The 16,223-nt window shown below is 69.8% G+C and carries 13 protein-coding genes; 9 read left to right on the top strand and 4 right to left on the bottom strand.

All coding sequences use genetic code 11. The annotated features are described in order from the left end of the window. Window positions 1–85 precede the first annotated feature (85 nt). The gene (locus RIF65_RS12185; RefSeq protein ID WP_375142195.1) at window positions 86–463 is read left to right on the top strand and encodes a DapH/DapD/GlmU-related protein; all 378 of its coding nucleotides are present in this window, start codon (window positions 86–88) and stop codon (window positions 461–463) included. 128 nt (window positions 464–591) lie between these two features. On the opposite strand, the gene RIF65_RS12180 is transcribed toward RIF65_RS12185, so the two are convergent. After that, a complete protein-coding gene (locus RIF65_RS12180; protein WP_309082685.1) occupies window positions 592–2,769 on the bottom strand; it encodes a hypothetical protein in 2,178 nt (725 codons plus the stop codon). A gap of 184 nt (window positions 2,770–2,953) precedes the next feature. Then, window positions 2,954–3,589, bottom strand: a complete 636-nt coding sequence (locus RIF65_RS12175) for a peptidoglycan-binding protein (protein ID WP_309065029.1) — start codon at window positions 3,587–3,589, stop codon at window positions 2,954–2,956. Window positions 3,590–3,966: 377 nt separating this feature from the next. On the opposite strand from RIF65_RS12175, the gene RIF65_RS12170 reads away from it, so the two are divergent. Continuing rightward, the gene (locus RIF65_RS12170) at window positions 3,967–4,362 is read left to right on the top strand and encodes an ArsR/SmtB family transcription factor (RefSeq protein ID WP_309064895.1); all 396 of its coding nucleotides are present in this window, start codon (window positions 3,967–3,969) and stop codon (window positions 4,360–4,362) included. 2 nt (window positions 4,363–4,364) lie between these two features. After that, a complete protein-coding gene (locus RIF65_RS12165; protein WP_309064894.1) occupies window positions 4,365–5,345 on the top strand; it encodes an SRPBCC family protein in 981 nt (326 codons plus the stop codon). Window positions 5,346–5,805: 460 nt separating this feature from the next. On the opposite strand, the gene RIF65_RS12160 is transcribed toward RIF65_RS12165, so the two are convergent. Further along, window positions 5,806–6,102: a DUF503 domain-containing protein gene (locus RIF65_RS12160; RefSeq protein WP_309064893.1), complete on the bottom strand. Its 297-nt coding sequence runs from the start codon at window positions 6,100–6,102 to the stop codon at window positions 5,806–5,808. Between the two features lie 190 nt (window positions 6,103–6,292). Between RIF65_RS12160 and RIF65_RS12155 the strand changes: the two genes are divergently transcribed. The 3 genes from RIF65_RS12155 (at window position 6,293) to RIF65_RS12145 (ending at window position 10,757) form a co-directional block, all read left to right on the top strand. Continuing rightward, a complete protein-coding gene (locus RIF65_RS12155) occupies window positions 6,293–6,859 on the top strand; it encodes a PadR family transcriptional regulator (protein ID WP_309064892.1) in 567 nt (188 codons plus the stop codon). A 26-nt stretch (window positions 6,860–6,885) separates the two neighbouring features. Further along, window positions 6,886–8,610: an ABC1 kinase family protein gene (locus RIF65_RS12150; RefSeq protein WP_309064891.1), complete on the top strand. Its 1,725-nt coding sequence runs from the start codon at window positions 6,886–6,888 to the stop codon at window positions 8,608–8,610. A 62-nt stretch (window positions 8,611–8,672) separates the two neighbouring features. Next, the gene (locus RIF65_RS12145) at window positions 8,673–10,757 is read left to right on the top strand and encodes a BCCT family transporter (protein WP_309064890.1); all 2,085 of its coding nucleotides are present in this window, start codon (window positions 8,673–8,675) and stop codon (window positions 10,755–10,757) included. On the opposite strand, the gene RIF65_RS12140 is transcribed toward RIF65_RS12145, so the two are convergent. Further along, the gene (locus tag RIF65_RS12140) at window positions 10,732–11,451 is read right to left on the bottom strand and encodes a TetR/AcrR family transcriptional regulator (RefSeq protein ID WP_309064889.1); all 720 of its coding nucleotides are present in this window, start codon (window positions 11,449–11,451) and stop codon (window positions 10,732–10,734) included. The genes RIF65_RS12145 and RIF65_RS12140 overlap by 26 nt on opposite strands. A 138-nt stretch (window positions 11,452–11,589) precedes the next feature. Here RIF65_RS12140 and RIF65_RS12135 point away from each other — a divergent pair, with 138 nt between their 5' ends. From RIF65_RS12135 to RIF65_RS12125, 3 genes are read left to right on the top strand one after another with little or no spacing between them, the layout of a single operon-like run. Then, window positions 11,590–13,041, top strand: a complete 1,452-nt coding sequence (locus RIF65_RS12135; RefSeq protein ID WP_309064888.1) for a purine-cytosine permease family protein — start codon at window positions 11,590–11,592, stop codon at window positions 13,039–13,041. After that, a complete protein-coding gene (locus tag RIF65_RS12130; protein ID WP_309064887.1) occupies window positions 13,038–14,270 on the top strand; it encodes a serine hydrolase domain-containing protein in 1,233 nt (410 codons plus the stop codon). The genes RIF65_RS12135 and RIF65_RS12130 overlap by 4 nt, the downstream gene beginning before the upstream one ends. After that, window positions 14,267–15,871, top strand: coding sequence for an amidohydrolase (locus RIF65_RS12125; protein WP_309064886.1), 1,605 nt, complete (start codon window positions 14,267–14,269; stop codon window positions 15,869–15,871). Before RIF65_RS12130 ends, RIF65_RS12125 begins: the two co-directional genes overlap by 4 nt. The last annotated feature ends 352 nt before the right edge of the window (window positions 15,872–16,223 follow it).

Here is a 16,223-nt window from a genome sequence, read left to right as displayed (position 1 = left end):
CGGTGAGCTCAACGGGTCGTACCAGTCGGCCGAGCGCGTACGCGAACTGCTCTCCGAACTGACCGGGTGAGCGGTGGATGAATCGGTGACGCTGTTCCCGCCGTTCACCGCCGACTTCGGCAAGAACATCACGCTCGGAAAGCGCGTCTTCATCAACTCGGGCTGCCGCTTTCAGGACCACGGCGGCATCACGATCGGCGACGGGTCCCTCATCGGTCACAACGTCGTCATCGCCACGCTCAACCACGATCTGTCTCCCCGGCGCCGCGCCGACATGCATCCGGCTCCCGTCGTCATCCGCAGCAACGTCTGGGTCGGCGCGAACGCGACCATCCTTCCCGGCGTGACGATCGGCGACGACGCCGTGATCGGTGCGGCATCCGTCGTCACGAAGGACGTGCCCGCCGGCGCCATCGTCGTCGGTTCGCCAGCCCGGGTAGCGCGGCAGGTGCCGGAGGACTGATCGGGCATCGCCCCGAGGTCCTGGGTCCGGCGTGGGGAATCCCGGACCATCCGGCATCCGCTCGGCATGTCGGACCGCGACACGCCGCGGGCGATCCGCATCGTCCGGGATTTCCCACAGTGGCGGCGTCAGGGAGCTGCTGGGGCGGAAGGCGTGGGCGTGGGCGTCGGTGCTGCCGGAGTGGGGGAGGGTGCGGGTGTGGAAGTGTCCGGGGACGCTGTCGGGGCCGGTGCCACTGGGGCCGGTGTGCCGTCTGGATCCGGTTGCGTGGCCCCCGGCTCCGTCGCATCCGGTGCGGGGGAGGCGGGCGCAGTGCTTTCACCGGGGGACGGGGTGGCCGGTGTCGAGGCGCCGGTGGTTGCGCTGGAATCTTCGGCGATGAGGTCCATGATCTGTTGTTTGTAGACGGTGAGCCGGTCTTGAATCTCGGAGAAGCTGATGTCTTGCAGGGTGTGGCTGAACTCGGCGATCTCGGCCCAGAGAGCGGAGAGTTCTGCCATGCCTTCGTCGCTGAGAGGGCCGTCCAGGGTCAGGACGAGCTGGCTGGCCAGGGCGTAGGTGAGGCACTGCACGCAGTCGTAGGTGACGGCAGCGGAAAGGTTCTCGGGGACGATGACGTTGACCTGTCCGACGATCAGGACGACCTGGAACCCGACGGCGACCGCGGTGCAGCCGGTGCAGTTGGCGAATGCGTAAGCCTCATTGGTCGTGTCGACGGGTCCCTCTTCTGCCCACACCAGGGCGAATGCGACGTCGTAGACGACGCTGCCGTCTTCGGTGTTGACCGCGAGGGCCTGATTGCCGTCCTCTTCGGGGGCTGATGGTTTTTCGAATGGAAAGACCCAGGTGGGCGCTGGGGAGGTGGTTCCGGTCGCAGCGTTCTGGCTCTCCTGGTTCGGAACGAGGAGCATCGCCAGTTGCGGTTCGTCCCGCGTCGACAGGGCGGCGCCGGAGGGCAGGACGGTTGTGATGCGTCCCTGCCGGCCTTCCGCCAGGTCGGTGTTCCCCGCCGGGATCAATGACGACGTGGCGTCCAGAAGGGTGCCGCGTTCATAGGACTGGACCGGGCGGTAGGTGTGGGCGCTGGGCCACCAGGCCCAGACCAGGCTGGCGAGAACCGCGCCGGTCACGACGAGGGCGGTGGCTCGCTGGGCGGGGCGGCCGCGGGTCCTGCGATAGACCCCGGCAGCGAACTGGTGGATCAGCCGCAGCAGGAGGAACGCGATGCCCAGGACGCAGACCGCCACGACGAGGATCGCCACAACGCGGACTGCTGCGTCCAGCACGTCGCCGTCCGAGAGGGAGTGCGCGAGGACCGCCTGCTGGTTCTGGATGCTGTGCCATGCCGTGCCCAGCAGTCGGGGAACGGACAGGACCATCATGACCACGCTGAACAGCAGCAGCGGAACAGTGACCAGCACCCAGATGCCGACCACGGCCCTTGCCCAGGGTTTCAACCCGCGGTTCTCCGGGGCGCCCCAGCGCCATGGCAGCAGGCCGAGGAGGGTGGGTTTGATCTGCTGGAACAGGTCCGGAACGCCGGTGACGTCGGCGAGGATGTGATAGCCGTCGAAGCGAACCAGGGGCAGCAGTTGGCGGACCATCTGAAGGATCTGGGTGACGACGACGAGCAGCAGCGCGTCGTAGCCGGTCGCCCACCAGATGACGGCGATGGCGACGGCGACGATGGCGTTGAAGTACAACCCGCCCAGGTCCGTGCGGATCCGTCCGGCACGGCCGAGGCGGTAGGAGTCGGTGACATCGGTGTAGAAGGCGGGCCAGATCAGATACATACCGGCGCCCATCGCCCCGGGGGTCGCGCCGCCGCGGCGGGCTGCGGCGGCATGGCCGAACTCGTGGAAGCCGGCCGAGAGGATGGTGACCGCCAAGATCAGCAGCAGCAGGCCCGGGGTCTCGAACGCGTCGTGGGTCGCCGAGCCCAAGCCCTTGACCATGAGGACCCACCAGCAGACCGCGAGGAACGCCACGACGACTGCGGCGACGATCGCCGGGTGGAACAGGCGGGCGAACGGGGAGGTGATCTTTCGCGTCCGTTCGGGATCGCTCACGACGTACCGGAAACGCATCCCCAGCAGCGGGTTCGCCTTCTTGACCTCAGGTTCGGAACCATCGGCGAGTCGCAGAAGCCCCAGGGGCAGCAACTGCGAATCGATCAGAGTCCGCACGTTGTCGGCACTGACCAGCCGGCCGGATGCCGTGCTCACGCTCGCCGCGACCTCGTCGAGGTTGCGCTGCCCGTCCACGGCTTGGAGCACCTGATACAGCAGCCGGGTGAGCTGGAGCACCTGGCCGTCCGCGCGGCGCACCAGTGAAGGGGGTTCGCGGTAACCGGAGCCCTGGGCCTGGCCGATCAGCTCGACCCCGGCAGCGCGGACCGGAACCCAGGACGTGTCCGGATCGCCGGCAGGTGAGGATGACGGTGGGCCGCCCGCGGGGGACGGCCCACCAGAAATAGCGGACATGCGTGCCCTACTGATCGATGTCGGATTCCTGGTCCGCGGTGGCGGTGGCTTCCCCGTCGATCTGCTGGTTGATGATGGCATCCTGCTGGGCGACGGCGAACGCGTCGCTGTCGATCGAGCCGACGTTCGCGGCGACAGCGGCGTCGATCGGGGCTGCGACATTCGCGTTGGCCGCGACCGCACCGTTGATCGGGGCGCTGATGTCGGCGTCAGCAGCGAGATCGACGTTCACGTTCAACAGGTCACCGTCCAGGGCGGATGTCGCGTCTGGCACGGTTCCCTCCGTCCCGCTCGTCGGGGCCGCTTCGGTCTCGGTAGTGTCGGTGCCCTGGTCGATGGTGCTGCTCTGGTTCGACTCGGCCGTCGCGTCCGCGGTGATGCCCTGGTCGATGATGACGCCCTGGTCCGCCAGTGCCTGGGCTTCGGACCCGGCCGAGAGGATGTTCGCCGAAGCTGCGGCGTCGATCGGGGCTGCCGCGTTCGCGTTGGCCGCGACGGCGAGATCGATCGGCGCTGCCGCGTCGATGCCCAGGTCCAGATCCGCGTTCAGATCGAGGATGGATGCCACTTCCTTGTCGGGCAACGCCGTTGCGCCCTGCGACGCGAGCTCCTCAGCGGTCAGCGGGTTCGGTTCCTGCTCCATGCTCATCAGCCCTCTCCATCTCCGGCACCGCCACGGTGCACTCACCTTCGAAGTTCATGAGCTGTCCCAGCAGGCTGCGCCGGGCGCTCACGAGGTCTTCGCGGACAACGTCCCGCAATCGTACGTAAGCCGACCAATTTCGCCAGAGGGGTCGACGTGACGTCGGTTGGCGTGCTTGCGTAGGGGCGTGCGTGCCTCGTTCGGCGTGGCTTGTGGCGCTCGAAGCTGCGCGAGTGACGCCGCGCCCGCCGAGTCTCCCGCGCCCGCCGAGTCTCCCGCCACCGCCACCACGGCCGCGCGTTCGCCGCACGGATCGGCAGCCCGCGCTCCAGAGAACCTCTTGACACGCACCCCGAGCCCGCCTAACGTACAACCAAATGGTTGTACAAACAGAACTCAGCGAAGCGGAGATCGACCGTGTGTTCCACGCGCTGGCGACGGCGACCCGGCGGGACATCCTGCGCCGGACCGTCGAGCGTGAGCAGTCCGTCTCCGAACTCGCCCGCGACTACGACATGTCGTTCGCCGCGGTCCAGAAGCATGTGGCCGTGCTCGAAGAGGCGCGGCTCATCATCAAGCGCGCCGAGGGACGCGAGCGGCTCGTCCGCGCGAACCCCGAGATGATCGCCCGCGCCAGGGCGCTTCTCGCCCGCTACGAGGAGCTGTGGCGCGCCCGCGTCGCCGCACTCGACGAGCTGCTGGCCGGACCTTCGACAAGCTCAGGGACCCAGCCGATATCCGACCGTAACAACGACACCACGCAAGGAGACTGACAATGCCTGTCACCGACGTCACCACCGATCCGGAGAACCTGACGATGACCGTCGTCGCCGAGTTCGACGCGCCCGTCGAGCGGGTGTGGAGCGCGTACAGCGATCCGCGCCAGCTCGAGCGGTTCTGGGGCCCTCCCGGTTGGCCCGCGACCTTCACCTCGTGGGACCACACCGTCGGCGGCCGCGCCTACTACTCGTTGACCGGGCCGCGCGGTGAGCGCTCGTCGGCGTCGTGGGAGTTCCTGTCCATCGACGCCCCGCACAGCTTCGAGGTGCTCGACTCGTTCGTCGACGACGACGGCAAGCCGCTCGACGGCTTCGCGCCGATGCGCATGAAGCTGTCGTTCGAGCCGACGGCGACCGGCACGAGGATGATCGGCGAGAGTCACTTCGTGTCGCTCGAGGCGCTCGAGCAGGTCGTCGCGATGGGCGTCGTCGAAGGCACCAAGATGGCGATGGCGCAGCTGGATGCCGTGCTGCACGATCTCCGTGAGTACGCCCAGGGCAAGGGCACCCGCGTGGAGCTGCTCGACGACACGCACGTGCGCATCACCCGGCTCGTCGAAGGCCCCCGCGAACTGGTCTGGCGTGCGCACACCGACCCCGACCTCATCCGCCGGTGGATGCTCGGCCCGGACGGCTGGGAGATGACGGAGTGCGAGGTCGGCCTCGCCGCCGGCGACCGCTACCGCACCTCCTGGGCGCCGACCGGCGACACCCCCGGCGAGCCGTTCGGGTTCGAGGGCGAGATGCTGCTGGTCGACGCCCCGCGGCGGGCGGTGCAGCTCGAACGGATGCAGGGCACCGACGGCCCCGACGTGCTGAACGACATCAACTTCTACGAAGAGGACGGCGCGACGCTCATCACCGTGCTGATGGAGTTCCCCGACGAGCAGACCCGCGACGAGGTGCTCGCCACCGGCATGGCCGAGGGCATGGAGCAGTCGTACAGCCGGCTCGAGGGCAGCGTGCTCACCGTCTGACGTTCACAACTCAGGAGAAACCGGTCGGTGTCCGCGGACATCGGCCGGTTTCCGCGTGTTGGGCCGCGGCGTTCCTGTGTTGTGAACGGCGCGGACGCCAAACGCTTTGACACATCCGAAGATCATGTAAAAAATCGCCCCGGATTTTTACATGTCTCTGCCCTGGTCGACCTTAAAGTCGGGCGGGACCGTCTCTTCATCAACCAGCGATTCATGCGCATTCTCGCCCTCGGATGACCCCACCCCGAGTTCGTCGGACGACACGCTGTTCTGACGTTCACAACTCCGGTTTCGGCCGCGCCGCAGGCCGCCGCGATGGGACCGCAAGTCCGGTTCCCGGGCGTCCCTGCCGGACTTGGGCTCCCATGGATCCGGCACTGACCCGATCCTCGCGCCCCGAACAACGGGCCACCGGCCCGAGAACCCCCCGACCGCCCTCGACGGCTGACGCCCCGAGCCCTCAGTCGTCGCTGGAGTGCAGCCCGCGCCGCGCGGACAGCAGGGTGATCTCCGGATGCTGGTCCACCAGCATCCGCTCGGCCTGATCGAGCACGTCGCGGACGTGCGAGGCGTGCGCGGCCACGACCGAGACACCGATCTGGGTGCGCCGGTGCAGATCCGCCGAGCCGACCTCAGCGGCCGACGCCTCGGTGCGCCGGCTCAGCTCGGCGACGATCGGCTTGATGACGCTGCGCTTCTCCTTCAGCGAGCGCACGTCGCCGAGCAGGATGTCGAACTCGATCCACCCGATCCACATGAAGGCAGTCTGGCACCCGCCCCGGATGTGGCGTGAATGGCCGCTTCGCGCCACGCGATGCGGCCACCCGCGCCACATCAGCGAAGCGATGCGGCGAACTGCGCCACATCACCCCCGCCGCCGCGGCCACTCTTCCCCTGCGAGCCTTAACGACATATCGTTGACTATCGTTCACAACGAGGAGGTCATCATGAACGGTTCGTTCCCCTCCGGTGGTTTCGGCGGCGGTCGCGGCTTCGGCGGCTTCGGCGGTGGCGGCGGTCTCTGGGAAGCCATGGACCAGCTGCGCTCGCAGTTCGAGCAGCGCACCGGCGGCTCGCGCATGGCGCGCGGTGATGTCCGCGCGGCCGTCATCACACTGCTCGCCGAGCAGCCCATGCACGGCTACCAGATCATCCACGAGATCGAGGAGCGCTCGGGCGGCGCCTGGAAGCCCAGCGCCGGCTCGGTCTACCCCACCCTGCAGCTGCTCGCCGACGAGGGGCTGATCACCGCCGAAGAGGAGGGCGGCCGCAAGACGTACTCGCTCACCGGCACCGGCCGCGAAGAAGCCGAGGTGCAGGCCGACAAGCCCGCCCCCTGGGAGGCGTTCGGCTCCCGCTCCGGCCACCTGAGCGCGTTGCCGAAGGCGGGCATGGAGCTCGCCAGCGCCACTGCCCAGGTCGCCCGCACCGGCAGCCCGGAGCAGGTGCAGAAGGCGATCGACGTGCTGGAGGACGCTCGCCGTAGGCTGTACTCCATCCTCGCCGAAGGCTGAGGTCGTTGCGGGGGGAGAGTGGCGAGATGGCGGATGCCGGAACCGCGCGCTACCGTCGCATCCTGCTGTTCGCCGCCCGCGCCTTCGTGCAGATCTGGTGGTTCGAGTTGGCGCTGCCGCGGTTCGGGTTGGCATCCGTCGCCGACCGCACCCGGGAGCGACGGATGGTCGGCCTGGCGCGCCGGTTCCGCGACCTCGCCGTCAGCCTCGGCGGGCTGATGATCAAGGTCGGGCAGTTCCTGTCGTCACGGCTCGACGTGCTGCCACCGGAGATCACCTCGGAACTGGAGGGCCTGCAGGACGAGGTCCCGCCGGTGCCGTTCGAGCAGATCCGCGCGCTCGCCGAAGCCGAACTGGGTGTCCCGCTCGACCACGCGTACGCCACGTTCGACGAGGTGCCCGTGGCGGCGGCATCCCTCGGGCAGGCGCACCGTGCGCGCCTCACCGAGCCCACCGCGAGCGACACCGGGCTCGAGCTGGTCGTCGTCAAGGTGCAGCGGCCGGGGATCGACGACATCGTCGCGATCGACCTCGCCGCCCTGCGGCGGGTCGCGGGCTGGCTGACCCGAGCGCGCGTCGTCTCGGAGCGCATCGACGCTCCGGCGCTGGTGGAGGAGTTCGCGCAGACCAGCCTCGAGGAGATCGACTACCTGCACGAGGCCGCGAACGCCGAACGCTTCGCGGACTGCTTCGCGGGCGATCCGCGGGTGGCCGCCCCCGAGGTGGTCTGGGAGCGCACCACCCGCCGGGTGCTGACGCTCGCCGACGTCACCGCCATCAAGATCAACGACGTGCGCGCGCTGCGGGATGCCGGTATCGACCCCGCCGACGTGGCGGGGGCGTTCGCCGAGGTGATGTTCGACCAGGTGTTCACACACTCGTTCGTGCACGCGGACCCGCATCCGGGGAACATCTTCGTCACACCGGTGGGGCGTACGACCGGCGTTTCGTCTCGCTTCGCTCGCTCAACGACCGGAGAGGCGACGACCGTGTCGCGCGGCTGGCGGCTGACGTTCGTGGACTTCGGGATGATGGCCGAGGTCCCCGACACTCTCCGCGCCGGGCTGCGTTCGCTCGTCATCGCAGTCGCGGCCCGCGACAGCCGCGGACTCGTCCGTGCGGCGCAGCAGATCGGGGTGCTGCTGCCGACCGCGCAGACCGCCGAGCTCGAGTACGCCATGGCCACGCTGTTCGCCCGCTTCGGCGGGATGGGGTTCAACGAGCTGCGCGACGTCGACCCGCGCGAGTTCCAGGCGTTCGCCGACGAGTTCGGCGACATGGTGCGCACCCTGCCCTTCCAGCTCCCCGAGAAGCTGCTGCTGCTCATCCGCGCCGTCTCGCTCACCTCCGGCATGTGCAGCTCGCTCGACCCCGCCTTCAACGTGTGGGATGCCGTCGAGCCGTACGCCACCCGGCTGCTGCGCGACGAGAGCGGCAACCTCGTGCAGGATCTCGGCCGCCAGGCCGCCGCCAACGCCGCGACCCTGTGGCGGCTGCCTGGCCGTCTCGACGACCTCATCACCCGCGTCGACCAGGGCACCGTCACCTTCGACACGTCGCGCCTCGAGCGGCGCCTCGACCGGCTGGTGCGCATCGGCCGCAAGGTCATCTCGGCGGTGCTGTTCGCCGCCCTCCTGGTGGGCGGGGCGCTGCTGCTGGTGCCGCTGCCCCCGCTCGGAATCATGCTCATGTCGGCATCCGTCATCCCCCTCCTGCACGCGGTTTTCGGCGGCACCACCGGCCGCGTCTGAGGTCGAGCGCCGCCGCGCAACCCCCGGTGCCGAGAACAGGGGTCGTGACAGGATGGGCTGTCATGGAGACTCACGACGACCACGACAGGCGTGCCGATCCTCAGGACAACAGCCCCACGACCGGCCCCGCCAGAACCCCCGCGACCGGCCCCTTCACCGGGCCTGTGCACGGCCCGGCCACCGCCACAGGATCGGTGCGGCATCCCGATCACCACCGGCACCGGGCCTCTGAGACCGCCCGCAAGGTGATCCACGACGTCTCCGCCCTGCCGCCGCAGAGCGTGCACCCCGCCCTCATCCCCGGAGTCTCCGTCGAAGAGACCGGCCGCACCTTCCGCACCGACCGGCTGGTGTTCGGGGTGTCCATCGCCGTCATCCTCGCCTTCGTCGGGTGGGGCGTGTTCGCCGGCGACAACCTGGCGGGAACGACGAAGACCGTCCTGGACTGGGTGATCGAGTACTTCGGCGTGTTCTTCACCACGATCGCCACGGCCGTGGTGCTGTTCATGCTGTTCGTCGGGTTCAGCCGGTACGGGCGCATCCCGCTCGGCCGAGACGACGAGGAACCGGAGTTCTCGCTGTTCTCGTGGATCTCGATGCTGTTCGCCGCCGGCATGGGCATCGGTCTGGTGTTCTGGGGCGCCGCCGAGCCGCTGAACTTCTTCGAGAGCCCGCCGCCAGGCACCGCCGAAGCGGGCACGCTCGACGCGATGCACACCGCCCAGGCGCAGGTGCTGTACCACTGGGGTCCGCAGGCGTGGTCGTTCTACGCCCTCGTCGGCGGCGCGATCGCCTACGGCGCGTACCGCCGCGGCCGCCCGCCGCTGATCTCGTCGATCTTCGCCCCGCTGCTCGGCGAGGACCGCACCCACGGCGGCATCGGCCGCACCATCGACATCTTCTCGATCATCGTCACTCTGTTCGGCACGGCCGCCTCCCTCGGGCTCGGCGCGCTGCAGATCGGCCACGGCGTGGAGGTCGTCACCGGACTCGGGCATGTCGGCAACGGCATCCTCATCGGCGTGATCGCGGTGCTGACCTCCGCCTTCATCGCCTCGGCAGTGTCGGGCGTTTCGAAAGGCATCCGCGCGCTGGCGAACATCAACGCCGTGGTCGCCGTGCTGCTGGCCATCTTCGTGTTCTTGGTCGGCCCGACCATGCTGATTCTCAACGTCATCCCGGCCGCCGCGATGCAGTTCATCGGCGACCTGCCCGAGATGGTCGGCAGGTCGGCATCGCGCGGGGATGCCACCCAGACGTTCCTCTCGTCGTGGACGATCTTCTACTGGGCGTGGTGGATCTCCTGGTCGCCCTTCGTCGGCATGTTCATCGCGAAGATCTCCCGCGGACGGACGCTCCGCCAGTTCGTCTCGGTCGTCATCGTCGTTCCCGCGCTGATCTCACTGATCTGGTTCGCGATCTTCGGGACCACCGCGATCGACCAGCAGATGCACGGCGCCGGCCTGTCGATCGATCCGCCCGAAGAGGTGCTGTTCGGCGTGCTCGGCAACCTGCCGTTCTCGGCAGTCACCACCGTCGTGCTGGCGGCGCTCGTGGCGATCTTCTTCGTCACCGGTGCGGACTCCGCGTCGCTGGTGATGGGCACGCTGTCGCAGCAGGGTCGGCCCGACCCGTCGCGCTGGGTCGCGATCACCTGGGGCACGCTCGTCGGCGTGATCGCGGCGATTCTGCTGGTCTCCGGCGAGGAGGGCAGCGGGCTCGCCTCGCTGCAGAACGTCACGATCATCGCCGCGTTGCCGTTCGCGCTGATCATGGCGGCCATGATGGTCGCCTTCCTGCGTGACCTGCAGCGTGACCCGCTGATCCTGCGCGACAAGTACGCGATCAGGGCGGTGCGGCACAGCGTGCGCTCCGGTCTCGAGGAGTACGGCGACGACTTCGCGCTCGTCCCCGTCGAGTACGACCACTCCCGCGACGACATCGCCTGGGTGGACCAGTCCGAGGTGGACGAGACCCTCGCGGTCGTCTACGAGGCGGCGACGGAGCAGGTGCCGATCCAGTCGGATGCCGCGGGCGAGCCGACCGCGCACACCGAGGCCCTCGCCGAGGAGACCGCGGAGAGCGCAGGCAAACGGCACGCCGTCGACGACGAGCCGCGGATCACCGGGGAGAAGCGTCCGGAGTAGCCGTCTGCGCAGCGGTGTCCCCGACACCGCCGGGCGTGGACGCCGGCGCCCCGGCATCCGCACTACCGCCGGGCCGCAAGGCGCCGGGCCGCAACGCGCCGGGCGGCAGCCGCAGCGCCCACGCGGCGGCGTCGGCGACGAAGTGCGCGTAGGCGTCGTTGGAGAAGGGCGGGGAGTTGGCGTACGCGCCCTTGCCGTCGACCGCCATCCAGATCCGCACCGCGGCGTCGAAGGAGTCGATGCCGGTGAGCTCGCCGGCGGCGACCCCCTCGTCGATGAGGGCGATCAGGCGATCGCGGTCGAGCGTCTCCTGCTGTTCGAGCATGTCGCCCAGGCGGGGGATGAAGCGGCGGAGATGCCGGGCGTTCAGCCACAGGCGCGCGATGCGCGCGGCATCCGCTCCGTCGGCCCAGGCGACGAACCGGGCGAGCCGTTCGATCGGCGTGCCGACGGTCGACGTGAGATGCTCGCGCTCGGCGGCGACGGCGGACTCGAACGCCTCGACGACGAGCTCCTCGGCGGCGGGGAAGTAGTGGCTGATCAGCCCGGGTCGCACGCCGAGGCGGTCGGCGACCGCGCGCAGGGTGACGCGTTCCAGCCCCTCCTCGCGGGCGATCGCGGAAGCGGTCTCGAGGATCTCCGCGCGGCGCTCCTCGGGGCGCTTGCGGATCCGCGGCGCTGCGGCTCTTGACATGGACACCATGTTATTGGAACATTGACCAATATCCAGTTGGTTACCCGACCAATAACTTCTGCCCGGAGCGGGATCGCCGCCCCGGATTCCCCCGCACGACGGCCGACGGTGAAGTCGGCACCATTGAGAGGTCCATGCATGTCGAAGACGACTTTTGACGAAGCCAAGCCGCCGATCACGCAGCCGGCCTTCGTCGACACCCCGACCCACCCCGAGACGCGCGGCATCGAGCTGATCGCCGACAGCCAGCGTCACGGTCGAGCCCGCGACCTGTTCGCGGTGTGGGCGGCTCCGAACGTCAGCATCCTGAACTTCACCATCGGTGCGACCATGGTGCTGCTCGGACTCGAGCTGTGGCAGGCGTTCCTCGTCATCGTCGTCGGCTCGCTGCCCTGGGTGCTCCCCGGCATCATCGCGGTGGCCGGGCCGTCGGCCGGCACCTCCGGCTCGGTGATCACCCGCGCCATCTACGGGATCATGGGCAACAAGGTGCTCATCGCCCTGACCGGCTGGCTGATCTCCGCCGTCTACCTGGCGCTGAACTGGCTGGCCTCGTCGTTCATGGGCGCCGACCTGCTGGGACAGTGGGGCCTCACCGATCCCGTCGTCGTGCCGATCGCGGTCACCGTCGTCGTGTCGTTGGTCACCGTTCTGGTGGCGGTGTACGGCCACGCTCTCATCCTGCGCAGCTACCAGTACGTCACAGGGCTGCTGCTGATCATCTTCCTCGCCGTGGTGGCGTTCCTGCTGCCGCAGGTGCGCTGGGACTACCAGGCGCCGGTGCCGTTGGAGGGCGTCGGCCTGTGGTCGGCCATGACGATCGGGTTCACGATCCTGGCATCCACCCCGCTGTCGTACGTCAACAGCCCCGACATCGCGCGCTACCTGCCCCGCTCGACGAAGCCGTCGCACATCATCGCCGCGACCGCGCTGGGCGGCGCGCTACCCTGCATCTTCTTCACGATCGCTGGCGCATTGCTGGCGACCGCGGTCCCCGCCGAGGCGCTCGGCGCCGGCGTCGAGGTCGCGCTGCGCGAGACGCTGCCGGTCTGGTTCGCACCGATCCTGGTGCTCGGCGTGCTGCTGAACACCATCTCGCTGAACGGCATGACCACGTACACCTCGAGCATGGCGCTGCAGGCGATCGGCATCCCGATCCGTCGCATCCCGTCGGCGATCCTGGTCGGCGTGATCGGCACCGCGCTCACCATCTACCTGGTGCTGTCCACCAACCTGCTCGACGCGGTCAACCTGATGCTGCAGTTCCTCATCATCGTGTCGGCGCCCACCATGGCGCTGTTCGCCACTGACGTGCTGCTGCGCCGGTTCCGCTACGACGGCCTCGAGCTGTTCGACGAGACGCCGCGAGGTCGATTCTGGTACCACGGCGGCGTCAGCCTGCCCGGTGCTATCGCGATGATCGCCGCCGCGATCACCGCGGCGCTCTGCCTGTCGACCGAGGTGTGGTCGGGACCGATCGCCGTCGCCCTGGGCTACGTCGACCTGTCGGTGCCGGCCAGCATGATCGTCGCCGTGGTGCTCTACACGGTGCTCGTGAAGTCGCCGCTGGGCGGCAAGGGCCGGCCGTGACCGGCGGCGACCTCGCCGTGAACACCGCTGCGGGGCATCCGGCGCGGTTTCCCGGCGCCGAGCCGGGCGCACCCCTGCTCGACCTCTGGCAGGAGCCGACCTACAGCCGGTGGGCGTTCGCGCACCTGGGCGAGGTGGTCCCGACGGCCGTCGTCCGTCGCCGGCCCGCGCCCGACGCCGCGACCGTGCGGCTCGGCGCGCTGACCGAGCGGATGCCGGATCTCGAGGCGCGACTGGAGGGCGTCCACGCCGACGCGTTCCTGGTGCTCACCGGGAATGACGTGGTCGCGGAGTACTACCGGCCCGGCTTCGCGCCGGACGACCGGCACCTGCTGATGAGCGTGTCGAAGTCGCTGTGCGGGCTGGTGGTCGGGTCGCTCATCGATGACGGGGCGATCGACCCCCGGCATCCGATCACCCGCTACCTGCCGGAGCTGGCCGGATCGGTCTACGACGGCCCCACCGTGCAGCAGCTGCTCGATATGCAGATCGCCGTCGACTACAACGAGGACTACCTCGACCCGGATGCCGAGGTGCAGCGTCACGACCGCGCCGGCGGTTGGCGTGCCCGCCGGCCCGGCGACCCGTACGGCATGACCGACTTCCTGGCGTCGCTGCGCGGCAGCGGCGAGACGGGCGAGTTCCAGTACTGCTCGGCGCACACAGACGTGCTGGCGTGGATCATCGAGCGCGTCACAGGACGCCGCTACCCGGAAGTGCTGTCGGAGCGGCTGTGGGCGAAGATCGACGCCGACCACGACGCCGCGATCACCGTGGACGAGACCGGCTTCGGGTTCGCGAACGGCGGCGTGCTCGCCACCGCGCGGGACCTCGCCAGGGTCGGGCGGATGGTGCTCGACGGCGGCGCGGCCCCTGGCGGCCGCGTGGTGTCGCGGGAGTGGACCGAAGCGATCCTCGCCGGTGGCGATCGCGACGCGATGACGTACGAGGGGTTCACCTCGGGGTTCCCGAACGGCTCGTACACCCGGCAGTGGTGGTGCATGGGCAACGACCGCGGCAACGTCAGTGCGATCGGCATCCACGGGCAGAACCTGTGGCTCGACCCGCGCACCGACTCGGCGATCGTCGCGCTGTGCTCGTGGCCGGAGCCGGATGCCGCGGAGCGGCACGCCGCGCAGAGCGAGCTGCTGATCGACGTGTGCGAGGCGCTGGATGCCGTCGTCGCGAGGCGAAAGAACCTGGACGTGAACAGAGGGAGCCGGGCATGACCGAGGTGTACACCGGAGGACGGGTCTTCACCGCCGACCAGCGCCGCTGGGCGGAGGCGTTCGCCGTGCGCGACGGGCGCTTCCTGTACGTGGGCGACGACGCGACCGCGCGGCGGATCGCCGGCGATGCGGCATCCGTCATCGATCTCGGCGGCGCGACGGTGCTGCCGGGGTTCGTCGACGGGCACGCGCACGTCGTCTCGACCGGACAGACCATGCAGCAGGTCGATCTGTGGGGCGCGCTGACGATCGAGGAGATCCAGCGACGCATCGCCGCCCACCTCGCTGAGAACCCCGACGCGCCGCGCATCCTGGCCCACGGCTGGCAGCACGCCGCGGTGGGCGGCCGCCCGACCCGGGACATGCTGGATGCCGTCGTCGCCGACCGTCCGGTGTACGCGCAGGCGTTCGACTACCACTCCATCTGGCTGAACACAGCGGCCCTCGACGAGGTCGGCATCGACGACGCCACCCCGTCCCCGGCGGGCGGCGAGATCCACCGGGATGCCGAGGGGCACGCCACCGGATACGTCGACGAGACCGCCATGCACCGGTTGGTGTGGCCGGTGATGGCCGGGTTCGAGAGCGAGGACGAGACCGACGTGGCGCTGCGCGCCGCTTTGGGCGGCTACGCGGCGGCGGGCGTGACGGCCACCACCGACATGGCGCTCATGGAGGAGGAGTACGCCGCCATGCGGCGCGCCGAGCAGGCCGGGGCTCTGACCACCCGGATCGCGGCGCACTGGCGGATTCAGCCCACGGGCGACGAGGCCGAGAACCTCGCGCAGGTGCGGCGCGCCGCCGAACTGCGGGACGAGCACGCGTCGGAGTGGCTGCGGGTGATCGGCATCAAGGTCATGGTCGACGGCACCGTCGACGGGTGCACCGCGGCGGTCGGGCACCCCTACGCCGACGGGTCGCTCGCCGAGCCGATCTGGAGCCTCGACGAGCTGGCGCCGGTCGTGCTCGCCGCGGACGCCGCCGGGCTGCAGGTGGCGATGCACGCGATCGGTGACGAGGCGATCCGGATCGCCATCGCCGCCGTCGAGAACGCCATCGCGGTGAACGGTCCGCGCGAGCGCCGGCATCGCATCGAGCACCTCGAGGTGGCCGATCCGGCGGACATCCAGCGGCTCGCCGCGCTCGGCATCACCGCCAGCATGCAGCCCGTGCACGCGGACCCGGCGATCCAGGGCAATTGGCGTGCGATGCTCGGGGACGAGCGGATCGAACGCGGCTACCCGTGGCCGGAGATGACGGATGCCGGGGCGCGCCTCGCCTTCGGCACCGATTCGCCCACGTCGCCGCATTCGCCGCTGCCGAACATGTTCGTCGCGTCGACGCGCCGGTCGGCACTGGATCCGAGTCTGGAGCCGAACGTGCCGCGGCTGGCCGTGCCGCTCGTGGACGCCATCGAGCACGCCACCCGCGACGCCGCCTGGGCGTGCCGCGCCGAGGACGCCTACGGCCGGATCGCCGCGGGCCTGCACGCCGACTTCGTGGTGCTGGACCGCGACGTTTTCACCGACGACCCCGAGGTGCTCTTGCAGGCACGTGTGACCCGCACTGTTGTCGGCGGGCGCGAGGTGTACGCCGCGTAGGAGTGGGCGCTCGCGCTCTCGGGATGTGGCGCAAGTGGTCGCTTCAGCGCCTGGGTGGCGGCCATCTGCGCCACATGCGTGGGGCGGGGTGACCAGGTGCGCCACCTTTGGGGCGGGGTGGATGCCAGGGGCGGGGGTCCCCGGGCCGGGCGGGGCTCGCGCGCGCCTGAGCCGGCGCGCTCTCGGGATGTGGCGCGTGTGGTCGCCTCAGCGCCTGGGTGGCGGCCATCTGCGCCACATGCGTGGGGCGGGGTGACCACATGCGCCACCTTTGGGGCGGGGTGGATGCCAGGGGCGGGGGTCCCCGGGCCGGGCGGGGCTCGCGCGCGCCTGGGCCGGCGCGCTCTCGGGA

The organism is Microbacterium sp., assembly GCF_031180975.1.
Lineage (GTDB): Bacteria > Actinomycetota > Actinomycetes > Actinomycetales > Microbacteriaceae > Microbacterium.
This window is presented reverse-complemented; position numbering and strand designations above follow the sequence as displayed.